Source organism: Paenibacillus alginolyticus DSM 5050 = NBRC 15375 (assembly GCF_000422905.1).
In the GTDB taxonomy this organism is placed as follows: domain Bacteria; phylum Bacillota; class Bacilli; order Paenibacillales; family NBRC-103111; genus Paenibacillus_E; species Paenibacillus_E alginolyticus.
Window position 1 is genome coordinate 1 of sequence record NZ_AUGY01000034.1, and the last position, 26,086, is coordinate 26,086.

At 45.0% G+C, this 26,086-nt stretch carries 28 protein-coding genes; 25 read left to right on the forward strand and 3 right to left on the reverse strand.

All coding sequences use genetic code 11. From position 1 onward, the window contains the following. From G519_RS0115950 to gndA, 14 genes are all read left to right on the forward strand, one after another. A partial coding sequence (locus G519_RS0115950; protein WP_029195559.1) for a transposase occupies window positions 1-191 on the forward strand: 191 nt, incomplete at its 5' end. A gap of 300 nt (window positions 192-491) precedes the next feature. Continuing rightward, window positions 492-728: a DUF6953 family protein gene (locus G519_RS0115955; protein ID WP_029195560.1), complete on the forward strand. Its 237-nt coding sequence runs from the start codon at window positions 492-494 to the stop codon at window positions 726-728. A gap of 253 nt (window positions 729-981) precedes the next feature. Next, window positions 982-1,578, forward strand: a complete 597-nt coding sequence (locus G519_RS0115960) for a hypothetical protein (protein ID WP_029195561.1) — start codon at window positions 982-984, stop codon at window positions 1,576-1,578. A 268-nt stretch (window positions 1,579-1,846) separates the two neighbouring features. Continuing rightward, window positions 1,847-2,761: a carbohydrate ABC transporter permease gene (locus G519_RS0115965; RefSeq protein WP_036633110.1), complete on the forward strand. Its 915-nt coding sequence runs from the start codon at window positions 1,847-1,849 to the stop codon at window positions 2,759-2,761. After that, entirely contained in the window at window positions 2,758-3,606 is an 849-nt protein-coding gene (locus G519_RS0115970) for a carbohydrate ABC transporter permease (RefSeq protein WP_127528166.1), read from the forward strand. Before G519_RS0115965 ends, G519_RS0115970 begins: the two co-directional genes overlap by 4 nt. A gap of 40 nt (window positions 3,607-3,646) precedes the next feature. After that, complete coding sequence (locus tag G519_RS0115975; RefSeq protein ID WP_029195564.1) at window positions 3,647-4,999, forward strand: ABC transporter substrate-binding protein; 1,353 nt, start codon at window positions 3,647-3,649, stop codon at window positions 4,997-4,999. A gap of 147 nt (window positions 5,000-5,146) precedes the next feature. Further along, window positions 5,147-6,136, forward strand: coding sequence for a LacI family DNA-binding transcriptional regulator (locus G519_RS0115980; RefSeq protein WP_029195565.1), 990 nt, complete (start codon window positions 5,147-5,149; stop codon window positions 6,134-6,136). 36 nt (window positions 6,137-6,172) lie between these two features. Continuing rightward, window positions 6,173-7,171 carry an N-acetylglucosamine kinase gene (locus G519_RS0115985; protein ID WP_029195566.1) on the forward strand — a complete coding sequence of 333 codons (999 nt, stop codon included), beginning with the start codon at window positions 6,173-6,175 and terminating at the stop codon, window positions 7,169-7,171. Between the two features lie 5 nt (window positions 7,172-7,176). Then, window positions 7,177-8,478: a 6-phospho-beta-glucosidase gene (locus G519_RS0115990; protein WP_029195567.1), complete on the forward strand. Its 1,302-nt coding sequence runs from the start codon at window positions 7,177-7,179 to the stop codon at window positions 8,476-8,478. A gap of 101 nt (window positions 8,479-8,579) precedes the next feature. Beyond that, window positions 8,580-9,599 (forward strand): LacI family DNA-binding transcriptional regulator, encoded by a 1,020-nt coding sequence (locus G519_RS0115995; RefSeq protein WP_029195568.1) that lies wholly within the window; start codon window positions 8,580-8,582, stop codon window positions 9,597-9,599. 2 nt (window positions 9,600-9,601) lie between these two features. Further along, window positions 9,602-10,873: a nickel pincer cofactor-dependent isomerase, group 22 gene (locus G519_RS0116000; protein ID WP_029195569.1), complete on the forward strand. Its 1,272-nt coding sequence runs from the start codon at window positions 9,602-9,604 to the stop codon at window positions 10,871-10,873. After that, a complete protein-coding gene (gene gntK, locus G519_RS0116005; RefSeq protein ID WP_029195570.1) occupies window positions 10,870-12,441 on the forward strand; it encodes a gluconokinase in 1,572 nt (523 codons plus the stop codon). The genes G519_RS0116000 and gntK overlap by 4 nt, the downstream gene beginning before the upstream one ends. Before the next feature lie 56 nt (window positions 12,442-12,497). Next, window positions 12,498-13,265 (forward strand): SDR family oxidoreductase, encoded by a 768-nt coding sequence (locus tag G519_RS0116010; RefSeq protein ID WP_029195571.1) that lies wholly within the window; start codon window positions 12,498-12,500, stop codon window positions 13,263-13,265. 33 nt (window positions 13,266-13,298) lie between these two features. After that, on the forward strand, window positions 13,299-14,711 hold the full coding sequence (gndA, locus tag G519_RS0116015; RefSeq protein WP_029195572.1) for an NADP-dependent phosphogluconate dehydrogenase: 1,413 nt from the start codon (window positions 13,299-13,301) through the stop codon (window positions 14,709-14,711). Window positions 14,712-14,724: 13 nt separating this feature from the next. Here gndA and G519_RS0116020 read toward each other — a convergent pair whose 3' ends face one another. After that, complete coding sequence (locus tag G519_RS0116020) at window positions 14,725-15,024, reverse strand: hypothetical protein (protein WP_029195573.1); 300 nt, start codon at window positions 15,022-15,024, stop codon at window positions 14,725-14,727. Window positions 15,025-15,195: 171 nt separating this feature from the next. Between G519_RS0116020 and G519_RS0116025 the strand changes: the two genes are divergently transcribed. Continuing rightward, a complete protein-coding gene (locus G519_RS0116025; protein WP_127528168.1) occupies window positions 15,196-15,702 on the forward strand; it encodes a shikimate kinase in 507 nt (168 codons plus the stop codon). Between the two features lie 22 nt (window positions 15,703-15,724). Here G519_RS0116025 and G519_RS0116030 read toward each other — a convergent pair whose 3' ends face one another. After that, complete coding sequence (locus G519_RS0116030) at window positions 15,725-16,015, reverse strand: rhodanese-like domain-containing protein (RefSeq protein ID WP_029195575.1); 291 nt, start codon at window positions 16,013-16,015, stop codon at window positions 15,725-15,727. A 109-nt stretch (window positions 16,016-16,124) separates the two neighbouring features. Between G519_RS0116030 and crcB (G519_RS0116035) the strand changes: the two genes are divergently transcribed. From crcB (G519_RS0116035) to G519_RS0116055, 5 genes are read left to right on the forward strand one after another with little or no spacing between them, the layout of a single operon-like run. After that, window positions 16,125-16,505 carry a fluoride efflux transporter CrcB gene (gene crcB / locus G519_RS0116035; RefSeq protein WP_036633112.1) on the forward strand — a complete coding sequence of 127 codons (381 nt, stop codon included), beginning with the start codon at window positions 16,125-16,127 and terminating at the stop codon, window positions 16,503-16,505. Continuing rightward, the gene (gene crcB / locus G519_RS0116040) at window positions 16,502-16,861 is read left to right on the forward strand and encodes a fluoride efflux transporter CrcB (protein ID WP_029195577.1); all 360 of its coding nucleotides are present in this window, start codon (window positions 16,502-16,504) and stop codon (window positions 16,859-16,861) included. The genes crcB (G519_RS0116035) and crcB (G519_RS0116040) overlap by 4 nt, the downstream gene beginning before the upstream one ends. A 26-nt stretch (window positions 16,862-16,887) precedes the next feature. After that, window positions 16,888-18,186 carry a 3-phosphoshikimate 1-carboxyvinyltransferase gene (aroA, locus tag G519_RS0116045; protein ID WP_029195578.1) on the forward strand — a complete coding sequence of 433 codons (1,299 nt, stop codon included), beginning with the start codon at window positions 16,888-16,890 and terminating at the stop codon, window positions 18,184-18,186. A 30-nt stretch (window positions 18,187-18,216) separates the two neighbouring features. Beyond that, entirely contained in the window at window positions 18,217-19,035 is an 819-nt protein-coding gene (locus G519_RS0116050; RefSeq protein WP_029195579.1) for a C39 family peptidase, read from the forward strand. A gap of 11 nt (window positions 19,036-19,046) precedes the next feature. After that, window positions 19,047-19,475 carry a CoA-binding protein gene (locus G519_RS0116055; protein WP_036633115.1) on the forward strand — a complete coding sequence of 143 codons (429 nt, stop codon included), beginning with the start codon at window positions 19,047-19,049 and terminating at the stop codon, window positions 19,473-19,475. Between the two features lie 86 nt (window positions 19,476-19,561). Here G519_RS0116055 and G519_RS0116060 read toward each other — a convergent pair whose 3' ends face one another. Next, a complete protein-coding gene (locus tag G519_RS0116060; RefSeq protein ID WP_029195581.1) occupies window positions 19,562-20,128 on the reverse strand; it encodes an NAD(P)/FAD-dependent oxidoreductase in 567 nt (188 codons plus the stop codon). Between the two features lie 184 nt (window positions 20,129-20,312). On the opposite strand from G519_RS0116060, the gene G519_RS43255 reads away from it, so the two are divergent. From G519_RS43255 to G519_RS0116085, 5 genes are all read left to right on the forward strand, one after another. Further along, window positions 20,313-21,017, forward strand: a complete 705-nt coding sequence (locus G519_RS43255) for a hypothetical protein (protein ID WP_051253433.1) — start codon at window positions 20,313-20,315, stop codon at window positions 21,015-21,017. A gap of 196 nt (window positions 21,018-21,213) precedes the next feature. Beyond that, on the forward strand, window positions 21,214-23,103 hold the full coding sequence (locus G519_RS0116070; RefSeq protein WP_029195582.1) for a glucose PTS transporter subunit IIA: 1,890 nt from the start codon (window positions 21,214-21,216) through the stop codon (window positions 23,101-23,103). Further along, window positions 23,100-24,839: a phosphoenolpyruvate--protein phosphotransferase gene (gene ptsP, locus G519_RS0116075; protein ID WP_029195583.1), complete on the forward strand. Its 1,740-nt coding sequence runs from the start codon at window positions 23,100-23,102 to the stop codon at window positions 24,837-24,839. Before G519_RS0116070 ends, ptsP begins: the two co-directional genes overlap by 4 nt. A 1-nt stretch (window position 24,840) precedes the next feature. Then, window positions 24,841-25,383 carry a type 1 glutamine amidotransferase domain-containing protein gene (locus tag G519_RS0116080; RefSeq protein WP_029195584.1) on the forward strand — a complete coding sequence of 181 codons (543 nt, stop codon included), beginning with the start codon at window positions 24,841-24,843 and terminating at the stop codon, window positions 25,381-25,383. 126 nt (window positions 25,384-25,509) lie between these two features. Continuing rightward, window positions 25,510-25,917 carry a hypothetical protein gene (locus tag G519_RS0116085; RefSeq protein WP_029195585.1) on the forward strand — a complete coding sequence of 136 codons (408 nt, stop codon included), beginning with the start codon at window positions 25,510-25,512 and terminating at the stop codon, window positions 25,915-25,917. Window positions 25,918-26,086 lie beyond the last annotated feature (169 nt).

A 26,086-nucleotide genomic window follows, 5' to 3' on the forward strand; every position in this document is an offset into this window, starting at 1 on the left:
CATTTCAGGAAAGTGAGTACTTCAAGGAGAAGTCCAAAGAACGCTACAAGATCGAGGCGAAGAATAGCGAACTTAAGCACAGGCACGGGTATGATGTAGCCACTTCCGCGGGTCTATTAGGTATGGAACTGCAAGGGGCAATGGCGATATTCGCAGTGAATCTAAAAAGAATTCTGAAACTGAACGACTAAAAACCATGACCCAACAGGGCTTTACAGAGGGAAAAAGACGGCGTTTACTCCCGGAATGTGGGAGTAACGCCGTCTTTTTCTGTAGAGCATTAACTTGATTTAGGAGGACGCAAGTTTTTCAGTGGCCTCGCTTCTGCAGATAGTCCTTTTTATTTTACGTGTAATTGATAAAGAAAGTACAAGAGATTCTCCTTTACCTATTCGGACGAGGATTCGAAAAGATTATGTTACAATGGTACAATAGCGTCACTCGCCTGTACACAGGCTCAAGAATCATAGGAATAAAGGGAGAGAATGCAAATGGCCGTTACGGCGAATGAAGTTGCGGAATGGATGATGGAGCAGTTGAAATCCGCGGGTATTTTATATCAGAAAGAAGCGGTGGACTATATAATTCAACATTTTGGGGAATCCTTCATCTATGTGAATGAAAATGGGAATCAAGCGATTTCCAAAGATGTGAAGAAAATTTTCAAAAAACTTCATGGCGGTAAAGCTGCTTGGGAGCGCGATGGATTTTTCTGGGGATGGCATTAACACAGCGGAGAGACTTTGAGCTACGCTCAAAGATCCCTATATTAGTTATTGCATAGGCAGAGGCTGTTTTCTTCCAGTTTAGGGCTGAAGCCGTTAGGATACAGGCATCAGCTTTTTTTGTACGTTTTTCCTTAAAAAAATGTCAATAATCCAAGTTGCTAAAACATAGAATTCATAATAAGATAAGAGTAAGCAGATAAGTTGTCTGAATATTTAAACAAAATTATATGCGCCAATTATGGAGGGGATTGCCGTGAGTAAGAGTCATGAAGTGGAGTATTGCAACCTAGAGTTACGATTTGATCGCCGGCTAATCCGGAACTTCATTAAAGCACTCATTCAGGAAGGTTATTCTCTGTATTGGAACGAAAGCGAGCTGCAGTTCATCATTTCCATTCGTACAGGACGCAAGCTGATTAAGCTGAAATTCGAACGAATCGGTGAAAAGTATAAAATCGTAGGCAATTATTCCTTCAAAGATGAGAAGCTCGCCGAGATGATGGAGAAGTTGATTGGTGATACACGTGGTCATGCTGTAGTAAAAAGATTCAAGGATCGGCAAATTCTCATTGAGAATATTATGTTCGGTGAAATTATTCGAATGGTCGAGATTAGCGGTATCGAACATAAAGTGCTGTATCAGAAGGAGCCTGCCGTGACCGTAGAGGAAGTCATGCAAGCGCTGCGATCCAAGCGTACCGACGATCGGATTCCTATTTTGCGTATGGAGCTTGATTACGAACTAGCTACCCTGCATGATGCTATGGCTTCTGGCGATGTCAAAGCTGTCATGGAGAGCAAAACCAAGCTGATCGAATTGAGACAAGAAATGCTCTTATTGGAGATGTGAAAATGAATATTGGAATCAAATAAAGGGAGAGTCTTTATCTAGTGAATAGATAGGGGGTCTCTCTTTAAATTTATTGTAAAATTACGCTTGTTAACCCGAACGTCATCGCATATAATCGACTTATGAAAGTTAAAGCACTTTAACTTTTGAAGGGGGATCTTTTTTTTCAACCAACCTAAAATGTATTCACTTTCTAAAGTTAAGGGGGTAGTAAACGCCAAAAGTTAAAGCGGTTAAACTTTATGAGAATTCACTTGAAAAGAAAACAATGAAAGGAGCGGTTTCGCTGGGCACAAGCAGAGGTAGTCGTCGAGAAAGCAAGTATTTCTACCTGTTCGTTTCACCCTGGATCATCGGCTTCATTGTATTCGCTTTATTTCCGATTGGGGCATCGCTCTATTACAGCTTCACCGACTACGATATCATTCATGCTCCGGTATACGTGGGCTTGAACAATTATTCAGAACTTTTCAAAGACGAGCAGTTCTGGAACTCGTTTAAAGTCACGCTGCAATATACGTTTTTTAGTGTCCCGCTAACGTTATTGCTTTCCTTGGTTTTTGCTTTGCTCATTAATCAAAAAGTTCCGTTCCGCGGCTTTTTTCGGACGGCCATGTATTTTCCAAGCATGATTTCGGGTGTTTCCATGTCATTGTTGTTTTTCTGGGTATTTAACCCGCAGGCTGGATTATTCAACTATGGACTCTCCTTCTTCGGCATTGAGCCGATTCACTGGCTTCTTGATCAGAAGTATGCGATGTGGGCTTTAATTATCATGTCTTTCTGGGGGATGGGAGCGGGGATGCTCATCTTCCTAGCAGGTTTGCAAGGTGTTCCGACCAGTTTGTTAGAAGCAGCAAGGCTTGATGGTGCTGGACGCTGGAGATCATTCTGGAACGTAACATTTCCCATTATTTCTTCCGTTTTCTTATTTCAACTTATTATAGGCATGATCGATTCCTTCCAAGTGTTCACGCAGGCCTACACGATGACGCAAGGCGGACCTAACTATTCTACCTGGTTTTATGTGTATAACATTTATGTGAACGCCTTCAAAAACTTCCGCTATGGCTATGCCTCCGCGATGTCGTGGCTGCTGCTCATTGCCGTTATGTTCGTCACCTTCCTCATTATGAAAAGTTCGAAACGTTTCGTGCACTATGAAGGAGGGACGAATGAATGAATAAAACGAAAGTCATGTTTGATCCCATGCAAATCATTGGATTTTTGATTTTGATTGCCATCACATTTATTATGCTCTCTCCTTTATGGTTCATGGTCTCGACAGCACTCAAGACAACCAAAGAGATGTTGACTTTTCCTCCAACTTGGATTCCGAAAACGTTTGCTTTCAGTAATTTCAAGACGCTTTTTACGAATCAGGATCTGAAATTTGGTCAGCAGTATATGAATAGCTTCATCGTTGCCGGTCTTTCCGTAATTGGAACCGCGATATCATCCAGTCTGGTTGCATTTGGCTTTTCGCGGTATAACACTCATTTGAAGTCGCTATTCTTTATGCTCTTGTTGAGCACAATGATGCTGCCATATCCAGCCATTATGATTCCGCAATTTCTATTATTTCGTCAATTGGGCCTGCATGATTCTTTGCTGCCGCTCATATTGCCTGCATTTTTTGGCTCTGCGTATATGATATTTCTGCTGAGACAGTTCTTTTATTCATTACCGAATGAATTGTTCGACGCAGGAAGAATTGACGGGTGCAGTGAGTTTCGTTTGTTCTGGAACTTGACATTGCCGCTCTCAGGTCCGGTATTAGCGACGGTATCTATTTTCACCTTCATTTGGTCATGGAATGATCTGCTAGCTCCTGTCCTTTACTTGGATTCGCAAGAGCATTTCACACTTCCTATCGGCATGGCTGCTATGCTTTCTTCCAAGTTCCGTATTGCACCGTGGAATTTACTGATGGCTGCTTCCATTTTGTCCGTGTTACCGATTATCACACTATTTACGTTTGCTCAGAAACGATTTGTTGAAGGTATTGTGCTTACGGGTATTAAGTAAATCTTCATAGGATAAAAGGTTAACATGGGGAGGAAGAAGGATGAAACAGGGAAAAAGGAAAGTCATCTACGCATTAAGCCTAACGTTAGCAAGTGTATCGGTGCTGTCCGCTTGTTCAGATGCAGATAGTAATGGGAAGCGCAGTGAGCCAGTCACGATCACGCATTACACAATCGACTCGCCGGATCGAACGTTTGTGGAGAAATTGATTCCAGACTTTGAGAAGAAACATCCAAACATTAAGGTCAAAGTGACGAAAACCCCTTACGAGCAATTTGATTCCAAGCTTCAATCCTCGATTGCTGCCAATAATTCACCTGATGTCACATCTCACTGGGGTTATGGCGGATTTATGGAGTATTACAACAAAGGGATGCTCGCTGACCTCAGCTCGATCATGCAGGCGGATGGATTCAAAGCTTCCGATTATAGCATTCCGGATGACGTGATGAACATTTACAAAGTTAACGGTAAATCTTATGGCATTCCACTAAATAGCTATGTCACTGTCATGCTGTATAACAAAGACTTATTTGACAAAGCCGGACTGGCCTACCCGCCAACGGATTACAACGATAAAAGCTGGACGTATGACAAAATGGTGGAGTATGCAGCCAAACTGACTGTGGATTCGAAGGATATGAACAAGGCCCAATATGGTTTGGATTTCGGTTGGGGCGAACGTGATCAGAAACCGCAATATTTTGGAGCCAACGTCTACTCGGACGATACTTGGAAGAACGGCGGAAAGCCTTCCGCAATCAATTTGAACAAACCTGAAGTCATTGAGGCGTACAAGAAGATTTATGGGTTGATTTGGGATAAAAAGGTGTCCCCGACGCCAGCGTTTTCCAAGTCGGTATCCGGACAATTCGGCGATCCGTTCCTTTCTGGCAAAATCGGTATGTCCGTAGTCGGGTCTTGGAGCTTGGCAGCGTCTAGTGAATTTAATTTCAAAGTCGGTGTCGCTGCAGTGCCGCAAGGTCCTAACGAGAAGATTCGCAGTGTACTTTACGTTGATCCGTTGTTCGTCCTGAAGGATTCCAAGCACCCGAAAGAAGCATACGAATGGATCAAATACTTAATTACGACAGATGTGCAGGAGAAATCCATTGAGCTCAGCGGCGGCAACCCGCCTGTCAATCAAAAAGCGGCCGAGAAGTACTATGGGAACTTCGAAGGCATCGACCCTAAACTAATTAAACAAGTGTATGAGGGTGCATACAAAAATGGCTTCGAATCTTACAACCATATGATTTCAAACTACTCGCAAATTAATGAGCTGTTCATTAACGAGCTGGCTAGCGTTGAAAATGGCGACAAGAAAGTCGAAGAGGCTTTACCAGGTATTCAAGATAAATTAACCAAGTTGTTGGAACGTGTGAATAAATAGTTAGTCATCTCAAGCAGGGGGAATGCTGCGTGCGGGTACTGCATTTGCATTCCTCCTGTATATTTGAAACGCTAATTGTGGTACTTTGGAAACATGCTGTAAATCGACTTGATTACTGCAATTATAGAGCTACAGGAGTTGTTTGATATGAAAGTAAGCATCTTTGACGTCGCCAAGAGAAGCGGTTTGTCAGTCGTTACCGTTTCACGTGTCATTAATCAAGCTGGCACTGTAAGAGAAAAAAATCGCCAAAAAGTGCTGCAAGCGATGAAAGAGTTAGATTACCATCCGAATGCTGCTGCACGAAGCCTAGCTCGTGGCAAGACGGGTATCATTGGACTCGGCATTACCACTTTGAACGATTCTTTCTTGGATGCAGTAGTCAAAGAGATTAACGATCGGCTTGCTGAAAAAGGTTACTTCTTAGCGCTTTCGATATCTACAGACGTGTTTGCATCTTTCGATAATTCTATGTTTCAAGAGGACCGTGTGGACGGTGTCATTATGCTCTCGCCGGTTCATGAGGATGATTATGTGATGGAATTGAAAAAGAAGAAAATCCCTTTCGTCATGCTGGATAATCAGCATATTCATCCATCGATATCCTCTGTCATCATTGATAATTATAAAGGCGGCTACGAAGCCACGAAGCATTTAATTGACTTAGGCCATAAGGAGATTGCCCATATATCAGGGCTTGAACCGTATTTAAGCAGCAGCGAGCGGCGGCGCGGTTTCGTCAGTGCGATGCAGGAGGCAGGATTGGATCCTTCTTGGATTGAAAAAGGTGATTTCAGCATCACCTCCGGTTATCAAGCGGCAAGTCGCTGGATGCAGTCGGGAAAACTTCCGAGTGCGGTTTTTGCTGCAGATGACCTAACAGCTTTTGGTGTGATGGACGCGCTCAAAAATGAGGGCTACAAAATACCGCGTGATATGTCAATTGTCGGCTTTGATGATCAGATATTCTCGGAGGAATTCCGCCCCAGATTAACAACCGTACGTCAACCGGCGGACAAAATGGGTCAGCATGGCGTCGATATTTTGCTCAAGTGGATTGATGGTACAGCCAAACGCAATATAACGGTGCAATTGGAACCGGAATTAATCATTCGAGAATCCACCACAAGAAAATGAAACTAGAGCTGATGGATATATACAGGAGTTGAAAGAATGAAATATTATTTGGGTGTAGATGCAGGCGGGAGTAAGACCTACACGCTCGTAACAGATGAACATGGACATATCATCGGGAAAGGGCACAGCGGCAACGGCAATCATCAACTTGGTGTAGAACAAGCACTCGGAAATATTACAAACTCCGTAGCCATGGCTCTACAACAGGCAGGTCTAGCACACAGCGATATTGAATATGCTTTTTTTGGCCTAGCTGGTGCTGATCGACCGATTGATTATACGATCCTTCGCCCGCTAATTGGCGGACTGGGATTCACGAATTATGGGATTGATTGTGATACCATGATTGCCTTGCGTGCTGGTACCTCCCAGCCTTTTGGCGTTGTTCTAATCTGCGGTAGCGGAACGAACAGTGCAGGAAAGAACAGGCAGGGTGAGTTTTTCCAATGTGGAGGCTACACCTATCAGTTTGGAGATTTTGGCGGTGGAGGCACACTCGCTGTAGAGGCTTTTCGGTCTGTCATTCGGTCATGGGATGGCAGGGAGCAACCTACGATGCTGACTGAATTGCTGATCCAATTTCTTGGCTATAATTCGGTGCAGGAGATGTTTGACGATTTTCTGGATAACAACAAATCGGTACCGCTCCATACGACCAAACTGTTGTTCGAAGCCGCAGAGCAGGGTGATGAGGTCGCCTGCCGCATTCTCAAGGTGCAAGGGGAAGAGCTAGGCAAGTCAGCCGCAGCGGTAATTAAACGCTTAAATATGGAGCAAGAGACTTTTCAAGTTGTCCTTGCGGGCAGTGTTATTGCCAGAGGTGATGGGCCTTTTATTTATTCTTATATTGAAAAGGCAGTAAGCGAAGTTGCCCCCAAAGCCACAATTGTGAAGTTGAACGTCGAACCTGTGATTGGCGCTGTTTGGATGGCTATGGAAGCCGCAGGCAATCCCGTTACAATTGAAGTGTACGAGAAACTCCGGACCGTGTCCGATTATCAAACCATACAATTATTAGATAAGACTAGGATGTGAGTGTTATGAGAGATGCATTGAAAATTGCCATCATTGGCGGAGGCTCGTCTTATACGCCGGAAATCGTAGAAGGTTTTATTTTAAGATATGCCCAGCTGCCCATAAAAGAGCTTTGGTTTGTGGATGTGGAAGAGGGCAAGCACAAGTTGGAGATCGTCGGTAATTTGGCAAAAAGAATGATCGAGAAATCCGGTTTGCCGATTGAGGTTCATTTAACCTTGGATCGCAGAAAGGCAATCGAAAATGCGGATTTCGTAAGTACCCAAATGCGCGTAGGTCTTTTGGAAGCCCGCAAATGGGATGAGCATATTCCTAATAAATATGGTGTTATCGGTCAAGAAACGACCGGCCCGGGCGGGATGATGAAAGCACTTCGCACGATTCCTGTGCTGCTTGATATTTGTAAGGATATCGAAGAGCTGAGCCCTAATGCGTGGCTGCTGAATTTCACGAATCCCGCAGGTATGGTGACGGAGGCCATTCATAAGTACTCCAACGTGAAAAGCATTGGCCTTTGCAATGCGCCTATCGGCTTGCACAAATGGTTAATGAACAAGTATGAGGCTGCCCCTGAACAGATATACACCGAGTTCGTTGGGTTAAACCATCTTCACTGGGTAACACGCGCTGAAATCAGAGGCGAGGATAAATTAGCAGAATTGCTGGATCGCAAAGAAGAATATAGCGGCAAAAACGTACCGGCAAGCGAATGGGATGCGGATTTCTTACGTTCATTGCAAGCCCTGCCTTCCTATTATTTGAAATATTTTTACATGACGGATATCATGCTTGAAGAACAACTCGCATCGCTCAAGGAAAACGGTACTCGTGCTGAAGTAGTGAAACGCGTTGAGGATGAATTGTTTAAGCTTTATCAAGATCCTGACTTGCAGGAGAAGCCTAAGCAGCTGGAGAAACGTGGTGGCGCTTATTATTCCGAGGCAGCTGTCAATCTCATGGACTCCATTTACAATGACAAGCGGGATATTCAAACGCTGAACGTTATGAATGATAACATCATCGACTTTTTGCCGAAGGATGCTTGTATTGAGGTGAATTGCGTCATTACAGCGGGTGGCCCTATTCCGATGGGCTTGACCAAAGTTCCTGAACATGTCAAAGGTCTTATTCATGCAGTCAAAACCTATGAACGCCTCACCATTGAAGCAGCCGTTACTGGCAGTAAAGATCTCGTCCTCCAAGCACTGGTTCATCATCCTTTGGTGCCGTCAGTGGCAGTAGCCAAGACGATTATGGAGGAAATGCTGGAGAAGAATAAAGCGTATCTACCGGCTTTTTTCAAATAATGCAAGATGAGAAAGCTCCCTGAAAGGGGAGCTTTTTTGTTGTTAAAAAGACTATTGTTAACGTGTGCATAGATGTGATATGCTTTGAATGAGGTGAGGGTATGAGCGTTACCATTAAAGATATTGCCAAGCTTGCAGGTGTGTCTCATACAACGGTTTCCAGAGCACTGAACAACAGTCCGCTCATTCAGGAGGAGACGAAGGAGCGCATCCGAATCATCGCAGAACAGATGGATTACACGCCTAATTACAGTGCGAAGAGCTTGGTACTCGATCGTTCGTATAACATGGGGCTGTTTTTTACCACATTAAGTAAAGGAACTTCCGCCGGCTTTTTCTATGAAGCTATCCGTGGAGTTAATAGTGTCATACAGGATCGATACCAATTGATTGTTAAAGGGATTGACGATTACACTAGTTTTCATTCGATTACTCGGAAAAGCTTTGACGGCATTGTTGTTGTCAGTCAGAGTGATGATGATCAAGCCATCATTGACCACATTGCCAGCAAAGGGATCCCGCAAGTTGTGCTGAATCGGCCTGTTGAAACTTCAGGCGTGCTGAATGTTCTCTCCGATGAGGAGCAAGGCGCTTTTCTAGCAGCTTCTTATTTGATTGAGCAGGGACATAAACGCATTGCTCTTATTGAGGGTGTCAAAGGGTTTAAATCCGCACAGAATCGGAAAGACGGCTTCGAACGAGCGATGAAGCATTACCTGATTACCGTTCCATCCGCATATCGCATGCCGGGGTTGTACGATCTGGAGAGCGGACACAAGGCGATGCAACAGTTTCTGTCACTGGAGGACAGACCGACGGCCGTATTTTGCTGTAATGATGAAATGGCGCTTGGAGCGATGAAAGCGGTGTCGGAAGCCGGCATGAGCGTGCCAAAGGACATCTCCGTGGTAGGTTTTGACGATACGGTATTCGCAGCTTACGTGACGCCAGCGCTGACAACCGTTCGAAGACCGATTGAGCAAATTAGCAGAGAAGGCGCTTTGCGGCTTCTTGGAAATATAGAAAATAAGCAGCACGAAACGGAGCAGTTGTTATTGAAAACAGAGTTGATCGTGCGGGAATCCGTACGATTATTGACACCAAAAGGAGAGAGGGATTAGCGATGAGCATTCTGAGGGAGTTATTAAATGATATTCCGATTCCACAAATGGTTAAGATTCGGCAGAAGTTTGATCGTACCATTTTGGAAAATCCAGAATTGGAATTAGTGAATAAGCTTGCCAGCAGTGGGGTTATGGAAAGCATACATCCCGGTCAACAGGTTGCTGTTGCTGTGGGAAGCAGGGGGATTGCTAATATTGCAGGCTTCACCAAAACGACCATTGATGCCATTAAAGATAGAGGTGCATTCCCGTTCATCGTGCCTTGTATGGGAAGTCATGGCGGTGCTACAGCCGAAGGACAGACGGAGGTATTGCTGCATTTTGGCATTACGGAAGCCTCGATGGGAGCGCCGATTCGTTCTTCGATGGAAGTCGTGAAGATCGATCAACTGCCTAATGGTTTGCCCGTTTATGTAGATCGCGTTGCTTCAGAGGCAGATGCTATCGTCGTTATTAACCGTGTGAAGCCGCATACGGCGTTTCGCGGACGCATAGAGAGCGGGATCATGAAGATGATCGCTATCGGGCTCGGCAAACAAAAAGGCGCTGAAGCGTGTCACCAGCTCGGCTTCAAGTATATGGCGGAGAATGTGCCGGCCATGGCCAATTTGATGATCGAGAAGCTGCCTATCGTGTTCGGCGTGGCGCTTGTAGAAAATGCTTATGACGAGACTTGCCAAGTGGAAGTACTGCCTGCAGCTGAGATTGAAGTGCGTGAGGAACAATTGCTCATTGAAGCTAAATCGCGTCTGCCGAAAATTTTATTCGACGAAATCGATGTCCTTGTCATTGATTATATTGGTAAAAATATTAGCGGCGATGGCATGGATCCCAATGTTACGGGCCGCTACCCAACTCCTTACGCGCATGGCGGCCCAGATGTTGCCAAAATGGTTGTTCTGGACTTGACGCCAGAAACAAAGGGGAATGCCAACGGTGTAGGAACGGCTGATTTCACCACACAAAGACTAGTGGATAAAACAAATTTAGAATTCACTTACGCAAATGGGCTAACTTCAACCGTTTGTGCGCCTACCAAGATCGCAACAACGCTGGAGAATGATTTCTACGCGATTAAGGCAGCCGTTAAAACCTGTAACATTCTAGATTACACGACCTGTAAACTAGTTCGGATTCAAGATACACTTCATCTGGGCGAAATTGAAATTTCCGTGAATTTGTTAGATGCAGCTCGTCAGCATCCGGATATTGAAATTTTATCAGAACCCTATGAACTTTCATTTGATGCAGAGGGGAATATTAGCAAATGACAGTTGACGCAGTCAGAGATAAGCCTTACATTGTCGCCGCGGATATCGGGACAACGAGCACCAAGACGCTTGTAATTGATCGGGATGGTCGAGTGCTAGCTTCGCACTCGATTGAATATCCGCTCTTCACACCGGCGGCTGATCGGGCCGAACAAGATCCGGAACAAATCTATGGCGCCGTTGTGCAAGGAATTGGCGCTGTTGTTCGCAAGCTTACTATCACACCTGAGCAAGTGCTCTGTGTCTCCTTCAGCTCAGCCATGCACAGCCTCATTGCTGTAGATGAGCAGACGAAGCCACTGACCGCATGTATCACATGGGCGGATAACCGCAGTGCGCAATATGCGGAAGAGCTTAAGCGCACCGGACTAGGCCAGCAGATATACTCGCGTACTGGAACGCCGATTCATCCTATGTCACCGCTACTTAAGCTGATGTGGTTTCGTGATAACGAGCCTGGGCTCGTCAAGGAAACTTACAAGTTCATTGGCATCAAGGAGTACGTCTTCGCGAAGCTGTTCGGTCGTTATCTCATTGACCATTCACTAGCCAGTGCAACAGGACTATTCAATCTGGAGAAGCTCGATTGGGATGCAGAAGCGCTTGGCCAGGCCGGTGTAACGCCGGAGCAGCTTTCTGAGCTGGTGCCAACAACGCACCGCGTAGAAGGGCTAAGCGCCGAGTTAGCCTCTGCAATGGGCTTGTCCGAGAGCACGCCGTTCATTATCGGCGCGTCCGACGGCGTCCTCGCGAATCTCGGCGTAGGCGCTTTCGAGCCAGGTGTCGTTGCTGTCACCATCGGCACTAGCGGTGCCGTACGCAGCGTAGTCACCAAGCCGCAAACCGACCCCGAAGGCAAGCTGTTCTGCTACGCGCTAACAGAAGACTTCTGGGTCGTAGGCGGACCGATCAACAACGGCGGTATCGTTTTCCGTTGGGTGAGAGACCAGATCGCTACGGCGGAAGCCGAAGAAGCCCGCCGCCAGGGAATCGATCCCTATGATTATTTGACGGAGCTAGCGTCACAAGTTGCTGCGGGCTCTGATGGCCTGCTGTTCCTGCCACTGCTATCCGGCGAACGCGCGCCTTATTGGAATGCGAATGCACGCGGTGTTTACTTCGGGCTGTCACTCAGCCATCAGAAGAAGCATATGATTCGTGCTGCGCTCGAAGGCGTCATGTTCTCGATCCAAGCAGTTAGCGCTTCCTTGGAACGGATTATGGGACCTGCTACTGTGATTCGCGCGTCCGGCGGATTTGCTCGATCTGAATTTTGGCGCCAAATGATGACGAATATGCTCGGCACATCTGTCACTGTGCCAGATTCGATTGAAAGCTCAGGGATCGGCGCAGCTTTGCTAGGCCTGCTAGCAATGGGGGAAATCGAGGACCTCTCCCACGCTCATCAATGGATTCAGGTAGGAAAGGCTCACGAGGTGAATGAAAACGATTATCGCGTCTATCAACAATTGACATCTATTTATTCAAGCGTATATCATCAGTTAAAAGATCAATTCGATGCGATTACCGCTTTTCAACAACAGCACCTTCGGAGCCCTCAAACATAACTTAGCTATTCTTTTATGAAGGTTTGCCAAGCAAAATGCTGGAGGGGAAGATGACGATGAATTTATTCAATCTTACAGGGAAAACAGCAGTAATTATTGGCGGTAACAGTACACTTGGAGGTTCTATGGCTCTTGCTTTGGCTGGACATGGAGCGAAAGTGGCCATCGTCGGTCGTAATCAAGAGAAAAGTGATCAGGTTCGTGAGAGTATTGAAGCCATTGGCGGGGAAGCACATACCTTTCAAGCGGATGCAACGAGACGGGAAGATTTGGAGCTTGTTCTCAAAGAAGTTATCGCTTGGTCCGGCGGCGCGGATATTCTAATGAACTGCCCTGGCAAAAATAGTGCCACGCCTTTCTTTGACATTTCCATGGAAGAATGGGATTCTATTATGGAGGTTAATTTGAAAAGCGTCGTGTTAGCCTGCCAAGTGTTTGGGAAATACATGGTTGATCGAGGAGAGGGAGGAAGTATTATTAATATTTCATCCGTTTCGTCAGATCCGCCGCTTTCCCGTGTATTCACTTATTCCGCTTCGAAAGCAGCTGTCAATAACATCACGCAGAATTTAGCCCGTGAATTCGCTCCGAGCCGCGTCCGTGTTAACGCGATTATTCCTGGATTCTTCCCAGCGGAGCAGAATCGTAAGATACTGTCACCGGAACGTGTCGAGTCCATTATGCGTCATACACCTATGAATCGATTCGGTGAAGCGTCTGAGCTTCAGGGTGCTGCTGTGTTCCTTGCTTCTGAACAAGCTTCTAGCTTTGTAACAGGTTCTGTTTTAAGAGTGGATGGCGGTTTTGGCGCGATGACGATTTAAAATATTTATATATCGGAAGGGTGTATGAGAGAGATGTCTAAACAACAAATTGGTGTAGTCGGTCTAGCGGTTATGGGTAAAAACTTGGCTTTAAACATCGAGAGCAGAGGATTCACTGTATCCGTTTTTAACCGTTCTGCGGAAAAAACAAAAGAGCTTCTGCAAGAAGCCCCAGGCAAAAAATTAGTAGGTACATACAGCATAGAAGAATTCGTGCAATCGCTCGAAGTTCCACGCAAAATTTTGATTATGGTTAAAGCAGGCGGTCCTACTGACGATACCATTAACCAACTTGTTCCTTATTTGGACAAAGGCGATATCCTGATCGATGGAGGCAATGCGTTCTTCCCAGATACGCAGCGTCGTAATAAAGAGCTGGCGGAAAAAGGTATTCGTTTCGTTGGTACGGGTGTTTCCGGCGGTGAAGAAGGCGCGCTTAAAGGCCCATCTATTATGCCAGGCGGACAAGAAGACGCTTATAATCTCGTTGAGCCTATTCTTACTGCGATTTCTGCCAAAGTAGGCGACGATGCTTGCTGTACCTATATCGGACCAGATGGCGCTGGCCACTACGTGAAAATGGTGCATAACGGCATCGAGTATGGCGATATGCAGCTTATTTGCGAAGCTTACCAGTTGTTAAAAGATGTACTTAACGTAAGCGTAGAAGAGCTTCATGAGATCTTCACAGAGTGGAACAATGGCGAGCTCGACAGCTACTTGATCGAAATTACACGTGATATTTTCACCAAATATGATGCAGAAACCGGCAAGCCTATGGTTGATGTTATTCTAGATTCCGCTGGTCAAAAAGGAACAGGAAAATGGACAAGTCAAAGTGCTTTGGACCTTGGCGTACCGCTTTCCATTATTACAGAATCCGTATTCTCCCGTTTCATCTCCGCGATGAAGGAAGAACGCGTAGCGGCAAGCAAAGTGCTCAAAGGACCTGATGCTCCAGCCTTTACAGGCGATCGCAAAGCGTTTATTGAGGCTGTTCGCCAAGCGCTTTACGCAAGTAAAATTTGTTCTTATGCTCAAGGCTTTGCTCAAATGAGAGCAGCTTCTGAGGAATATAACTGGGATCTTAAATATGGCAACATCGCCAAGATCTTCCGCGGCGGCTGTATCATTCGTGCTAGATTCCTGCAAAATATTATGGAAGCCTATGACCGCGATTCTGGACTCAAAAACCTGCTGCTTGATTCTTACTTCAATGGTGTCGTTGATAACTATCAACAATCATGGAGACAAGTCATTGCAGAAGCGGTTACTCGCGGTATTGCTGTTCCTGCTTTCGCATCGGCGCTTGCTTACTATGACAGCTACCGTACGGAAAGATTGCCAGCTAACTTGCTGCAAGCGCAGCGTGATTATTTTGGTGCACACACGTTCCAACGTGTGGACAAAGAAGGTTCCTTCCACTTCAATTGGATGGAAAACTAAGAGGATTAGGCTTTTAAGCCTCTTCCTGCAAACCATATGCCGCTTCACGCAGCCACATTTTCAGGTGATCGGCTTCTTGATCAAAGCCGTTCCGTCTGTGAATGAGCATCAGGGAGACTTCGGCAAAATAACGAAAATTTCTTAATAATCGTGGTTGAGTAAGACCTTGCATAAGCGGGTCTTCTTCAGCCACTTTTTTCTTAATAAACTCCAGTATCCACACAACATCCTCTTTGCAAAGCGTATAGCTTGGGTGCAAAATTTGCTCCAGTTTGCCTTTTGTGCGGTTGTGATAGGCAACAGTTGGGTTCAAAGCTCCATCTCTCCTTGTCGGCATATGGTCTCTCTTAAAATCTTAACTGTTTGTGCTGGAATTTATTCACACTACTATATGATTTTTTGGTGGATTGTATTCATGTCGATTTGGCTATGTTATGATGTTGGGAAAGTTTGTATGAACAGCATATGAGAAAAGGGGATTAACGTGACAGCAAGCAATATTATACTTGTAGGCTTTATGGGGACAGGCAAATCAACGGTTGGAAAGAAGCTGGCAGAGCATCTGGGATGGAGCTTTCAAGATTCGGACGTTGCACTGGAAGAAGCGCATCAGACAAGCATTTCTGACTTGTTTCGCCTGCATGGTGAATCGCATTTTCGCGCTTTGGAAAGTAAGGCGCTGGAACATATATTAGCTCGTAAAGGACAAGTTGTGGCTACAGGCGGTGGCGCAGTGCTGGCCGAGTGCAACCGAGCTTGCATGCTGGAGAATGGCTTTGTAGTAGCGCTTAAAGCATCACCAGAGATCATCATTCAAAGAGTGAGCAGCGATACGAGTCGTCCTCTGCTACAGGGGAATTTAGATGAACGTGTTCACCTGCTGCTTGAACAACGTAAGTCTGCTTATGATTTCGCACATTCCGTTATTGATACTACGCAATTAACAACGGACCAAATTACGGCACTTATTATTCAACAAGCTGAGATTTAGGAGGAGGGGACAAGCTAGAAGCTTAGTCCTCCCACTCCAGCATGCCGCCGGTCATGTTTTTAAGACCTTTATAGCCTTGTGCCTCCAAGAAGCTAATTGCGCGCCCGCTGCGGTTTCCGCTGCGGCAAACGAGAATAAGCTCTTCGACTTGGGGGATTTCACTGAGGCGATCTGGCAATTGAGCTAGCGGAATATGTATAGCGCCTTGGATAATACCGGCAGCTACTTCATCATCTTCACGAACATCGACAATCGCAAGTTGTTCGCCAAGGTCCAGTCGTTTTTTGATTTCGGATGGTAAAATCGTATCCATTTCGGACCTCCATGCTTGTTATGTGGGGAAGAAACCCCCATTACAAGTAATGATAGAAACAAAAAGTCTAGATGTCAAACCTATGGTTAATAACAGGAGCTGTGATACCATGCTGTACATCGGTTTAGCCGGGATATTAGGCGCGATTGCCCGATTTGGGCTCTCCGCCTTATGGAATCCTACGACGGCTTCCGTTTTTCCTTGGGGAACTTTCAGCTGTAATCTAATTGGCTGTCTGATTCTTGGATTTCTAACTTTCGCCACTAAGCTTCCCATACCTACTAGACTTCGACTACCGATAACAACTGGTTTTATTGGATCCTTTACTACGTTTTCTACGTTCAGCTATGAAACCATGAACATGCTAAACCATGGGTATATGATCCTTGCTGCTCTTTATGTTTTGGGAAGTTTATGGGGAGGACTCGGTGCTACATGGCTTGGTGTCCGTATTGGTGAGTCTGTTCGAAGGGGCGTTCGTCGTTCATGATAACATGGTTATGGCCCATTTGCCTGGTAGGTTTTGGGGGATTCTTTGGTGCAATTTGCCGATTTCAGCTAGGGACATACATCGCAAACAGGTTCCCAAGTTCTATTCCGTATGGTACACTGACAATAAATCTTTTAGGTAGTTTTTTGCTTGGCCTGTTGATGAAGTATCATGCTTTTGACGATTGGAAACTGTTGATAGGTACGGGATTTATGGGTGCTTTCACCACATTTTCCACATTGAATCTCGAAAGCATTAAGCAGCTCCGTGCGGGACTGTGGCAAGCTTGGATCCTATATACACTGCTCAGTTATACCGGTGGAATTCTACTGACATTCCTCGGATATTACATATAAACACTTACGAAGGAGTTATCAACGACATGAAAGCCATCGTGAAACCAACTGCCCATCTACAAGGGGAAATAAATGCTCTCTCCTCCAAAAATTACACAACCCGCTATTTGCTAATTGGAGCACTTGCAGACGGGACTAGCACTATCTATTATCCGGCTCATAGTGAAGATAGTGATGCCATGAGACGCTGTGTCCGTGATTTAGGCGCTATTATTGAAGAAGATGATGAGAAAATCGTTATTACGGGTTTTGGTAAGCATCCCAAGCATGTGTCTGAACTTAATGTTGGGAATGCCGGCGCTGTGCTTCGCTTTTTGATGTCGACAGCCGCTTTTTGTCCGGATGTAACATTTGTAAACACATATCCCGAATCTCTGGGCAAGCGTCCGCATGATGACCTTATTGATACGTTGCAACAAATGGGTGTGAAAGTGCAACATTCGAACGGACGTCTGCCGATAACTATTAAAGGGGGACACCCGCGCGGCGGCAAGCTCACAGTATCCGGTAATGTTAGTTCCCAGTTCCTTAGCTCTCTCTTATTTATGACACCGCTGCTAGAAGAGGATAGTGAGATTGAGGTACTGCATGATTTGAAATCCAAAATTATTGTAGGTCAAACACTGGAAGTACTAGAACAGGCTGGTATTATTGTACATGCCAGCGAAGACCTTATGCATTACCGCATTCCAGGTAGACAATCCTACCAAGCCAAAGAATATGTCATTCAAGGCGATTACCCAGGCTCTGCTGCGATTCTAGCAGCTGCGGCAGTGACGAATTCAGATGTACGTGTTCTTCGACTTGAAGAGAATAGCAAGCAGGGGGAGAAGGCTTGCGTGGATGTTCTGCGAGCAATGGGTGTCAATTTAACTCACGACAATGGTGTTGTGCATGTGAAAGGCAACCAAAAGCTGGTTGCTGGTGAGTTTGATGGAGATCACTTTACAGATGCTGTGCTTGCAATGGTTGCAGCAGCTGTATTTGCAGAAGGCACTTCTCGTTTCTACAATGTTGAAAATTTACGTTATAAAGAGTGTGACCGTATCACCGATTATTTGAACGAGCTGCGTAAAGCCGGTGCTGATGTAGAAGAACGCCAAAGTGAAATTATCGTGCATGGTAAACCGCAAGGTGTCACAGGTGGGGTCGAAATTAATGCTCATTTTGATCACAGAGTGATTATGGCTTTAACAGTTGTTGGTCTTCGTTCTGAAAAGGGTTTGATCATTCGAGATGCCCATCATGTGGCTAAATCCTACCCGCAGTACTTTGATCATTTACGTTCCATTGGTGCTCAGGTTGAACTTGTGAGTGAGACATAGATTCCCAAAACAACGAATGGGTGAGTCAGCATGACGATTATTTGGCAGGGTTTAAAGGTGACGTTCGGTTTCTTCCTCGTTGCTGGACTTGTGTTTGCAAGCAGTGTATTTGCTGTATTGCTGTATGCCAAAGTGACTGGTAAAGAACCAGCTATATTTGCGTCCAATCCTGCGATACTTGCTCCCAAGCCTTCAGCATCCATAAAAGCAAATGAGGCTGCTTCTCCGTCGCCAGTTATCCAGATAAAAAAATCAGCAATGATTGATGCGCCTGTCTTCGCACAACTGCCTGAACTGCCAGCAGGTTGCGAAATAACAAGTTTAACGATGCTGCTGCAGTATCGTGGTATTACAAAAAGCAAAATGGAACTTGCGGCGGAAATGCCTAAGGATGATACACCAGCGACCTTGAATACGGACGGTTCTATTGCTTATTGGGGAAATCCTAACACAGGTTTCGTAGGCGATGTAACTCGGAAGCAGAGAGGTTTTGGCATCTATCATGCCGGACTATTTCCACTGTTGAAATCGTATATACCTCAAGCCATTGACATTACGGGTGAGTCCTTCGAATTATATGAGCAGCAAATTGCGAATGATATTCCGGTTATTATTTGGACCACGATCGATTTCAACATACCTTACAAATGGGTAACTTGGGATACCCCGAAGGGACCAATCAAGACCACATATGCTGAACATGCTGTATTATTGGTAGGATATGATGAGAATAATGTATACTTGAATGATCCATTAAGCGGAAAAAAGCAATTGCAGGTAAACAAAACTCAGTTTATCGACAGTTGGACCGCAATGGGGAAACAAGGTCTCACGTACCTGAAAAAATAGGAGGGAAACTGATGGCGACTTTTGAAAATCCGTCAAGAGAGCACATTAAGGAGATCCTAGCGAGTGCGGGTAATATTGCCGTAGTTGGTTTGTCTGACAAACCAGATCGTACTTCGTATATGGTTTCCGCGGCAATGCAAAGCAGGGGATACCGAATTATTCCTGTCAATCCGAATGCCACAGAAATACTAGGCGAGAAATGCTACGCTTCTTTATCTGATATTCCAGAACCTGTGGATATCGTTAATGTGTTTCGCCGTGCTGACCAAGTGGTTCCTGTCGCTGAAGAAGCTGTTAAAATTAAAGCGAAGGTTTTCTGGCTCCAGCTCGATATTGTGAATGAAGAAGCTGCACGTATTGCTAGCGAAGCTGGATTGGAAGTCATTATGGACCGCTGTATTAAAGTGGAAGATGCGATTCTAAATCCTCGAAATAATTAAAAATCAACGCACTTTGGACAAAACCCAAAAACCGCTTTTCTTTTACCAAATAGGTAAGGGAGAAGCGGTTTTCTGTATGTTTGGAATTAGGCTTTTAATATATCATGGTCGACGTACCGTTCACCATTTAACTCACTAATCACATTAATTGCGACTTTAGCGCCATCACCGGCCGTAACAATTGTATGCATACTGACGCCAGCCGAAGTGCCTGCTGCCCATACGCCCTTAAGGCTGGTGTTGCCTTGCGCATCTGCATCAACGACTGTTTTGATACGTGGTTCTGTTCCGGGCCTCGTTTGAATGCCTGCAGCTTCTGCAAGCTCAACGGACAGCCCTGTTGCAAGAATAACATGTTTTCCTTCGTACACTCCGTTGTCTGTTGTTACTTGGAAACCTTCTTCGGTTTTTGCCAATTGCTCCGCCTTGCCTTGTACGAATTCAGTCCCGAATTTAGCAGCTTGTTTCTTCCCGATTTCCACTAAATCAGGACCCGCTATCGCTTCTACACCATAATGATTCTCGACCCAAGCTCGTTTAGTGACGCTTTGATTGTTGTCAATGACAAGCGTCTTTTTACCTGCTTTCGCTGTGAACAGGGCTGCACTAGATCCTGCTGGGCCTGCTCCAATAATAATAACGTCGTATGTCATTACGGTAACTCCTCCTACAAAGAGAATGGGATACAATTGGATTATGGCATAGCTGATAATTCATAGTCAATTTTCCTTCGGACATCCCAATGGCTTCCATAAATAAAAAATCAACAAGCGGAGAGAATAAAAAAGGCCCCAAAAAAGGTGTCCAAAAATATGAGAGTCCGAGGAGGATTTACACATGTACAACAATACCAACAGCTTTGGGAATGCTTCCCAAGGTTATCAATTTTCACAAGGTTTTCAGGGGAATAATGCGCAATACCAAGGTTACCAAAAACAGTACCAACCTATAGGGGCTGTACAATCTTTCTATAATCAATCTAACGCTGGGCAAGCCAACCAAGGATTTAATCAAATGAATACTCCAGCATCTCAAGCAATTTCTCAAGAGTCTTTTCACACTGCGAATTATCGTGGAAATCAACCAGGCCATGATGCTTACAAACGTAGCGATTCTTCGATGCCATCTCAACAACAACAGCAACAATCTAGCTTCCAAAGCGGATATTCTTCTTATATCCCAATGAATAACCAATTTGGATCAAACCAATCCCAACAATATGGTTATTCATCCGCTCAACAACAACAACCATTTGTTTCGAGTCAGTACGGCAGTTCTGTACAGTCGAATCAACAACCATATGGACAAACTTACGTGTCACCAAACGCTTTCCATACGGCAAACTATCGTGGGAATCAACCAGGGCATGATGCCAATTGGCGTAGTGATTCCTCGACACCTTCTCAGCAATCCTTCCAAAGTGGCTATGGATCACAGCAAAACATGCAGCAAAACATGCCACAACAATCGCTTCAATCTTTTAGTTCCGGATTTAATAATCCAAGCATGGGGCAACAATCCGGATATAATTCCTCGTTTTAATAGGGGAACCGTTTTGAATGAAATTACGAGCAGGTCGAACGCCGACCTGCTTATTTTGTTTTGACAAACAGGCTAACAAGCTTTACGATTTGATAAGAGAGGGCTTATGCTTATGAGGTAGTTTTCTTCGAAAACGCTGAGCTTGTGCTTACGATGTCTGTTTTGCTAAAGCAAAATCTTAGGAGGTAGCATACGTTTGAACTGGATGGGGAACTTACAACAGCTTGGCCGCTCATTAATGCTGCCTACCATTGCGCTTCCTATCGCTGCTGTGTTGCTTCGTCTAGGGGATCTACCTTGGGATGTCATTCACGCATCTAGCTTAGGGGATATGCTGCTGTTGGCTGGGAATACGGTCTTCGATTATATACCAATTATTTTCGCTGTTGGTGTGGCGCTAGGCCTTACGGAAAGTGCTGGGATTGCTGGTTTATCAGCCATGCTGGGCTATTTTATGTTCACAAGACTAATTGAACATGAACTGGGGACTCAATTTCAACTGGGTGTACCGGGTGGGATATTAATTGGATTACTTGCTGCTATTATTTATCATCGCTGTAAAGAAATCAAGCTCCCGGAATACATACAATTTTTCGGTGGTCCCCGCATAGTTCCGCTTATTATGGGGCTGTCCACGCTTGTAGTGTCTTATATTATGATCACTATTGGCCCCTACTTAGAAATGGGGATGGGCAAGCTTTCCAATTGGCTGCTTGGATTAGGCGGTATGGGTGCCTTTATTTATGGGATCGCGCACCGTCTTCTTGTACCGTCGGGTCTGCATCATATTTTGAATAACTTTTTCTGGTTTCAAGTAGGTGCTTATCGTACGCCAACGGGACATATGGCTTATGGGGATTTACCTAGGTATTTTGCCGGGGATCCGACGGCAGGTATGTACATGGCGGGATTGTATCCCATTATGATGTTTGCCCTCCCAGCAATCGCTTTTGCGATTATTGGAGAAGCGCGGGAAGATTTGAAACCGAAGATTAAAGCGACGTTCTTGACGGCAGCGCTAGCTTCTTTTTTAACCGGCGTCACGGAGCCTATTGAATTTGCCTTTCTCTTCGTAGCTCCGTATTTATTTGTTATTCATGCGATTTTGTCTGGAGCAGCCATGTGGTTGGCTTATGAATTGAACATTCAACACGGTTTTTCTTATTCGGCCGGGGCCATCGACTACGTCATTAATTTGCACCTATCGCATAACGGTTTATTGCTCATACCGATCGGTATCGTTTATGGGCTTCTCTACTATTTCTTGTTCCGCTGGGCTATTCGGCGGTTCCAGATTCCTACGCCCGGTAGAGAAGAAGGTTCTTCACTTGAAGAGTGGGCAGGCGATATTCCATATCGATCTCCACTCATTTTGCAAGCACTCGGTGGGAAAGACAATATTAAGAAGATTGAAGCCTGCATTACCAGATTGCGTCTTACACTTGCCAATGATCGTTTGATGGACATCACGGCATTACGACACTTAGGAGCAGCAGGCGTCATCCGTCTTGGAGGAGGCAATGTTCAGGTCGTGTTCGGAACATTCTCAGAGCTAATTCGTGAAGAGATTATGAAAGTATTGCGCAAAGATATTCATGTGGTGTTATTTACTTCGCCAATGCAAGGACGCATGATTCCGATTGAAGAAGTGCCTGATCGTATCTTTGCTTCGCGTTTGGTAGGAAACGGCGTTGCTTTTATTCCCGAGAAAGGAGAACTGGTTTCTCCTGTTGCCGGGACCATTATGCACATTTATCCGACGATGCATGCCCTTGGCATCCTGACCGAGGAAGGCTTGGAGGTCCTGCTGCACATTGGCATCGATACGTCTAGTTTGCCGGGTAAATGCTTTAATGCAGTAGTTAAAGAAGGCGATCACGTGGAACCGGGGCAACTGCTAGTTAAGTTTAACTATAATAAAGTTAAAAAATTCGCTTCATCGATGGCGACACCGATGATTATTACGAATCCCGATCTTGTTAAATCTTGGAGCTTTGCTCCATTTAAAGCTGTCAAAAAAGGCCAAGGTTCTGTGATGTCTGTTGTCCTAAAGCCTACTAAACAATCGGGGGGGACGAATGGATGATCAGAGGAATAGGAGCGTCTTCAGGGATCGCAATGGGTCAGGCTTTTGTCATACCTACTTGGGAGTGGGATTTTCCTGAGAAAATGATTGATGTCACCGATTTGTCTTATGAATTTGAACGTTTGTATGATGGTATTCGATCTTCCAAAGATGAGCTAGAGATCATTAAGCAAGAGATTAAGGATGTAGTAGGACAGGATCAAGCTTATATTTTTGATGCGCATTTGGCGATTTTGGAAGATCCCATTTTTATGAACGAGATTCAGGGGATTATTGAACTGCAGTACAAAGCGGCGGAAGTCGCTGTAAAAGAAGTTATCGATAAATTTGTCGATATGTTCAATCTCATTGACGACGAATATATGAAGGAACGAGCACTTGATATTAAAGATGTCGGAAACCGGCTTCTGAAACACTTGCTCGGCGATACAAGCTCAACAGTACCACCGATCGATCATCCATATATATTAGTCGCCAAAGAGCTAACGCCATCGCAATTGGCTCACTTGGATCCGGCTAATGTGCTTGGACTGCTAACGATTCTCGGTGGCACACATTCGCACGTTTCCATTATGGCAAGAGCAATGTCCGTACCTTATGTGCTCAGTTTGGAAGGGAAGCTTCTGCGGCCTATTCAAAATGGCGACTTCCTCATTATCGATGGACAAGAGGGTACCTTATACATTAATCCTGATAAAATAACGATTGAGCGGTATCAAGCACGCAAAAAGAATTGGCTCGAGTTCAAAGAAAGCTTGCAAGAGATAGCTGACGTTGCTCCAGTAACGTTGGATAAGAGCTATGTGAATTTACATGCCAATATCAATTCCGTGCTGGAAATCGATCAAGTTTTACGCAACGGGGCTTCTGGGGTAGGTCTATTTCGGACGGAATATCTGTACATGGACCGTGATTCACTTCCGAGCGAAGACGAGCAATATGAAGTATATCGTCATGCAGCGAGGCAGCTTAAAGGTCGCCCCATCGTCATCCGAACGCTCGATATTGGCGGAGATAAGAAGCTTGATTATTTGCCGCTTGCAAAAGAAGATAATCCATTTCTTGGGTATCGGGCGATTCGTATCTCGCTGGACCGTAAAGATCTGTTTATGACGCAGCTTAGAGCGATTCTAAGGGCCAGCCATTACGGCAACGTGAAAATTATGTATCCTATGGTCACTTCACTAGATGAGGTGCGTCAGGCTAAAGCTCTGCTCGAGAAAGCTAAGGCGGAATTGTATGCACAAGGCTTGCCGTATAATGCAAACATCGAAGTTGGATTAACGATTGAAGTGCCCGCTGCAGCTCTTATCGCGGATGTCCTAGCAAGTGAAGTGAATTTTATGAGCATTGGAACCAATGATCTTGTTCAATATGTATTAGCAGTGGACAGGATGAACGAAAACATCGCGCATTTATATAATCCCTATCATCCGGCAGTTATTAGGCTTCTTAAACATGTGATCGACTCGGCCAAAAGTGTAGGAATTCCCGTAGGCGTTTGCGGTGAAATGGCGGGTGACATCCGAGCGCTTCCGATTTGGCTGGGATTGGGAATTGAAGAACTTAGTATTTCCGTGCAGACACTGTTACAAGTGAAACACCGTTTATTAAGCAGCGACGCTAAAAAGTGCAAACAGTTAGTCAATGAAATTCTAGTGTGCAAAACAAGTGATGAAATCATAGAACTGCTTGCTCAAACCGAACAAACAGAATCCATTGTAGGAGGAAATTAGCATGGAATTGACAGGAACAAAAGTATTAGCATTTGTTGATGAAGAGTTTGAAGACTTGGAAATGTGGTATCCTGTTCTACGCTTGCGTGAATCCGGGGTCGTTGTGGATATTGTCGGTCCTAAGGCAGGAGCCGTGTACCACGGTAAATATGGTGTGCCTATTACAACAGACTATGCCTTCGATGAAGTAAAGTCTTCCGATTACATCGGCCTTTATGTTCCAGGAGGATGGGCGCCTGATAAGCTTCGTCGTTATCCGGACGTGATTCGTTTAACGCAGGAGTTTCACGCGGCAGTTAAGCCGATTGCTCAAATCTGTCATGCAGGTTGGGTGCTGATTTCGGCGAAAATCGTAAAAGGGTATACGATGACATCGACGCCAGGCATTCGAGATGATCTCGAAAATGCAGGAGCAACTTGGTTGGACGAAGAAGTGGTTGTCGATCGCAACATCATTTCTGGGCGTCGCCCGCCAGATCTTCCCGCTTTTTCCAAGCGATTTGTGGATGAGCTTATTCAATTTAATAAACAACAGGAAAAGTAACATTCCTCTACCATAGGTGGCAAAAACTACTACTCTTCATTCGGCAGGAAATCGATTAAAATCGTAGAATATCATAGTACAAGCAACTCATGTACATGCCGCCCGCAAAGTAGAAGGAGTGTTAGAATGCAAAAGTATTGTAAGTGCGGACGCACGATGAACCTTCGTCTTCGTACGGTTATTTATCAGAACAAAGTCGACATTGAGAATGTACCTATTTACTCATGTGAAGCGTGTGGTCGCAGTGAAGTTGTTCCTCATGTCAAACCCGAACTTACCGGTTTAATCGGTAGGCTGGGGAGTAAGCCTGAGAAGCAGCAGCTCTTTTTTCATGAACTTTCGGAAGTTGCCTTTCTACTGCTGAAGGTGACTGAAAAAGAGCATATGAATGATTCCATGGAAAAGATCGTTGAAGAACGGATCAATGAACTTTTGGACATCTTATTGCTAGCGCAATCGCTAGGTGACGAACCTTGGACCGAAGAAATTCGCAAGCGGTTATCACAAATCACGCAGAGTGCAATATCGACATAAGCAGTATTTGGCCAATCCCAAAGGGGTTGGCTTTTTATAGTTGATATAACCGTATAACTGCATCATACTTGATGAACTCACTGGTCCCTAATGGACGATTATGTCGGTTATCCTTGCATAATGTGTACATCTTTTGAAAAAACATTGAAATTATTTTCAAAGCATTTTC

Bases quoted from the DNA above. Each gene is read 5' to 3' on its own strand.
- crcB (WP_036633112.1), top strand. From the start codon at position 16,125: ATGCTGTACATCGGTTTAGCCGGGATATTAGGCGCGATTGCCCGATTT.
- G519_RS0116085 (WP_029195585.1), top strand. From the start codon at position 25,510: ATGCAAAAGTATTGTAAGTGCGGACGCACGATGAACCTTCGTCTTCGT.
- G519_RS0115970 (WP_127528166.1), top strand. From the start codon at position 2,758: ATGAATAAAACGAAAGTCATGTTTGATCCCATGCAAATCATTGGATTT.
- G519_RS0115975 (WP_029195564.1), top strand. From the start codon at position 3,647: ATGAAACAGGGAAAAAGGAAAGTCATCTACGCATTAAGCCTAACGTTA.
- G519_RS0115980 (WP_029195565.1), top strand. From the start codon at position 5,147: ATGAAAGTAAGCATCTTTGACGTCGCCAAGAGAAGCGGTTTGTCAGTC.
- G519_RS0116060 (WP_029195581.1), bottom strand. From the start codon at position 20,128: ATGACATACGACGTTATTATTATTGGAGCAGGCCCAGCAGGATCTAGT.
- gntK (WP_029195570.1), top strand. From the start codon at position 10,870: ATGACAGTTGACGCAGTCAGAGATAAGCCTTACATTGTCGCCGCGGAT.
- G519_RS0115995 (WP_029195568.1), top strand. From the start codon at position 8,580: ATGAGCGTTACCATTAAAGATATTGCCAAGCTTGCAGGTGTGTCTCAT.
- aroA (WP_029195578.1), top strand. From the start codon at position 16,888: ATGAAAGCCATCGTGAAACCAACTGCCCATCTACAAGGGGAAATAAAT.
- G519_RS0115965 (WP_036633110.1), top strand. From the start codon at position 1,847: ATGAAAGGAGCGGTTTCGCTGGGCACAAGCAGAGGTAGTCGTCGAGAA.
- G519_RS0116030 (WP_029195575.1), bottom strand. From the start codon at position 16,015: ATGGATACGATTTTACCATCCGAAATCAAAAAACGACTGGACCTTGGC.
- G519_RS43255 (WP_051253433.1), top strand. From the start codon at position 20,313: ATGTACAACAATACCAACAGCTTTGGGAATGCTTCCCAAGGTTATCAA.
- crcB (WP_029195577.1), top strand. From the start codon at position 16,502: ATGATAACATGGTTATGGCCCATTTGCCTGGTAGGTTTTGGGGGATTC.
- G519_RS0116000 (WP_029195569.1), top strand. From the start codon at position 9,602: ATGAGCATTCTGAGGGAGTTATTAAATGATATTCCGATTCCACAAATG.
- G519_RS0116050 (WP_029195579.1), top strand. From the start codon at position 18,217: ATGACGATTATTTGGCAGGGTTTAAAGGTGACGTTCGGTTTCTTCCTC.
- G519_RS0116010 (WP_029195571.1), top strand. From the start codon at position 12,498: ATGAATTTATTCAATCTTACAGGGAAAACAGCAGTAATTATTGGCGGT.
- G519_RS0116055 (WP_036633115.1), top strand. From the start codon at position 19,047: ATGGCGACTTTTGAAAATCCGTCAAGAGAGCACATTAAGGAGATCCTA.
- G519_RS0116080 (WP_029195584.1), top strand. From the start codon at position 24,841: ATGGAATTGACAGGAACAAAAGTATTAGCATTTGTTGATGAAGAGTTT.
- ptsP (WP_029195583.1), top strand. From the start codon at position 23,100: ATGATCAGAGGAATAGGAGCGTCTTCAGGGATCGCAATGGGTCAGGCT.
- gndA (WP_029195572.1), top strand. From the start codon at position 13,299: ATGTCTAAACAACAAATTGGTGTAGTCGGTCTAGCGGTTATGGGTAAA.
- G519_RS0115955 (WP_029195560.1), top strand. From the start codon at position 492: ATGGCCGTTACGGCGAATGAAGTTGCGGAATGGATGATGGAGCAGTTG.
- G519_RS0115985 (WP_029195566.1), top strand. From the start codon at position 6,173: ATGAAATATTATTTGGGTGTAGATGCAGGCGGGAGTAAGACCTACACG.
- G519_RS0115990 (WP_029195567.1), top strand. From the start codon at position 7,177: ATGAGAGATGCATTGAAAATTGCCATCATTGGCGGAGGCTCGTCTTAT.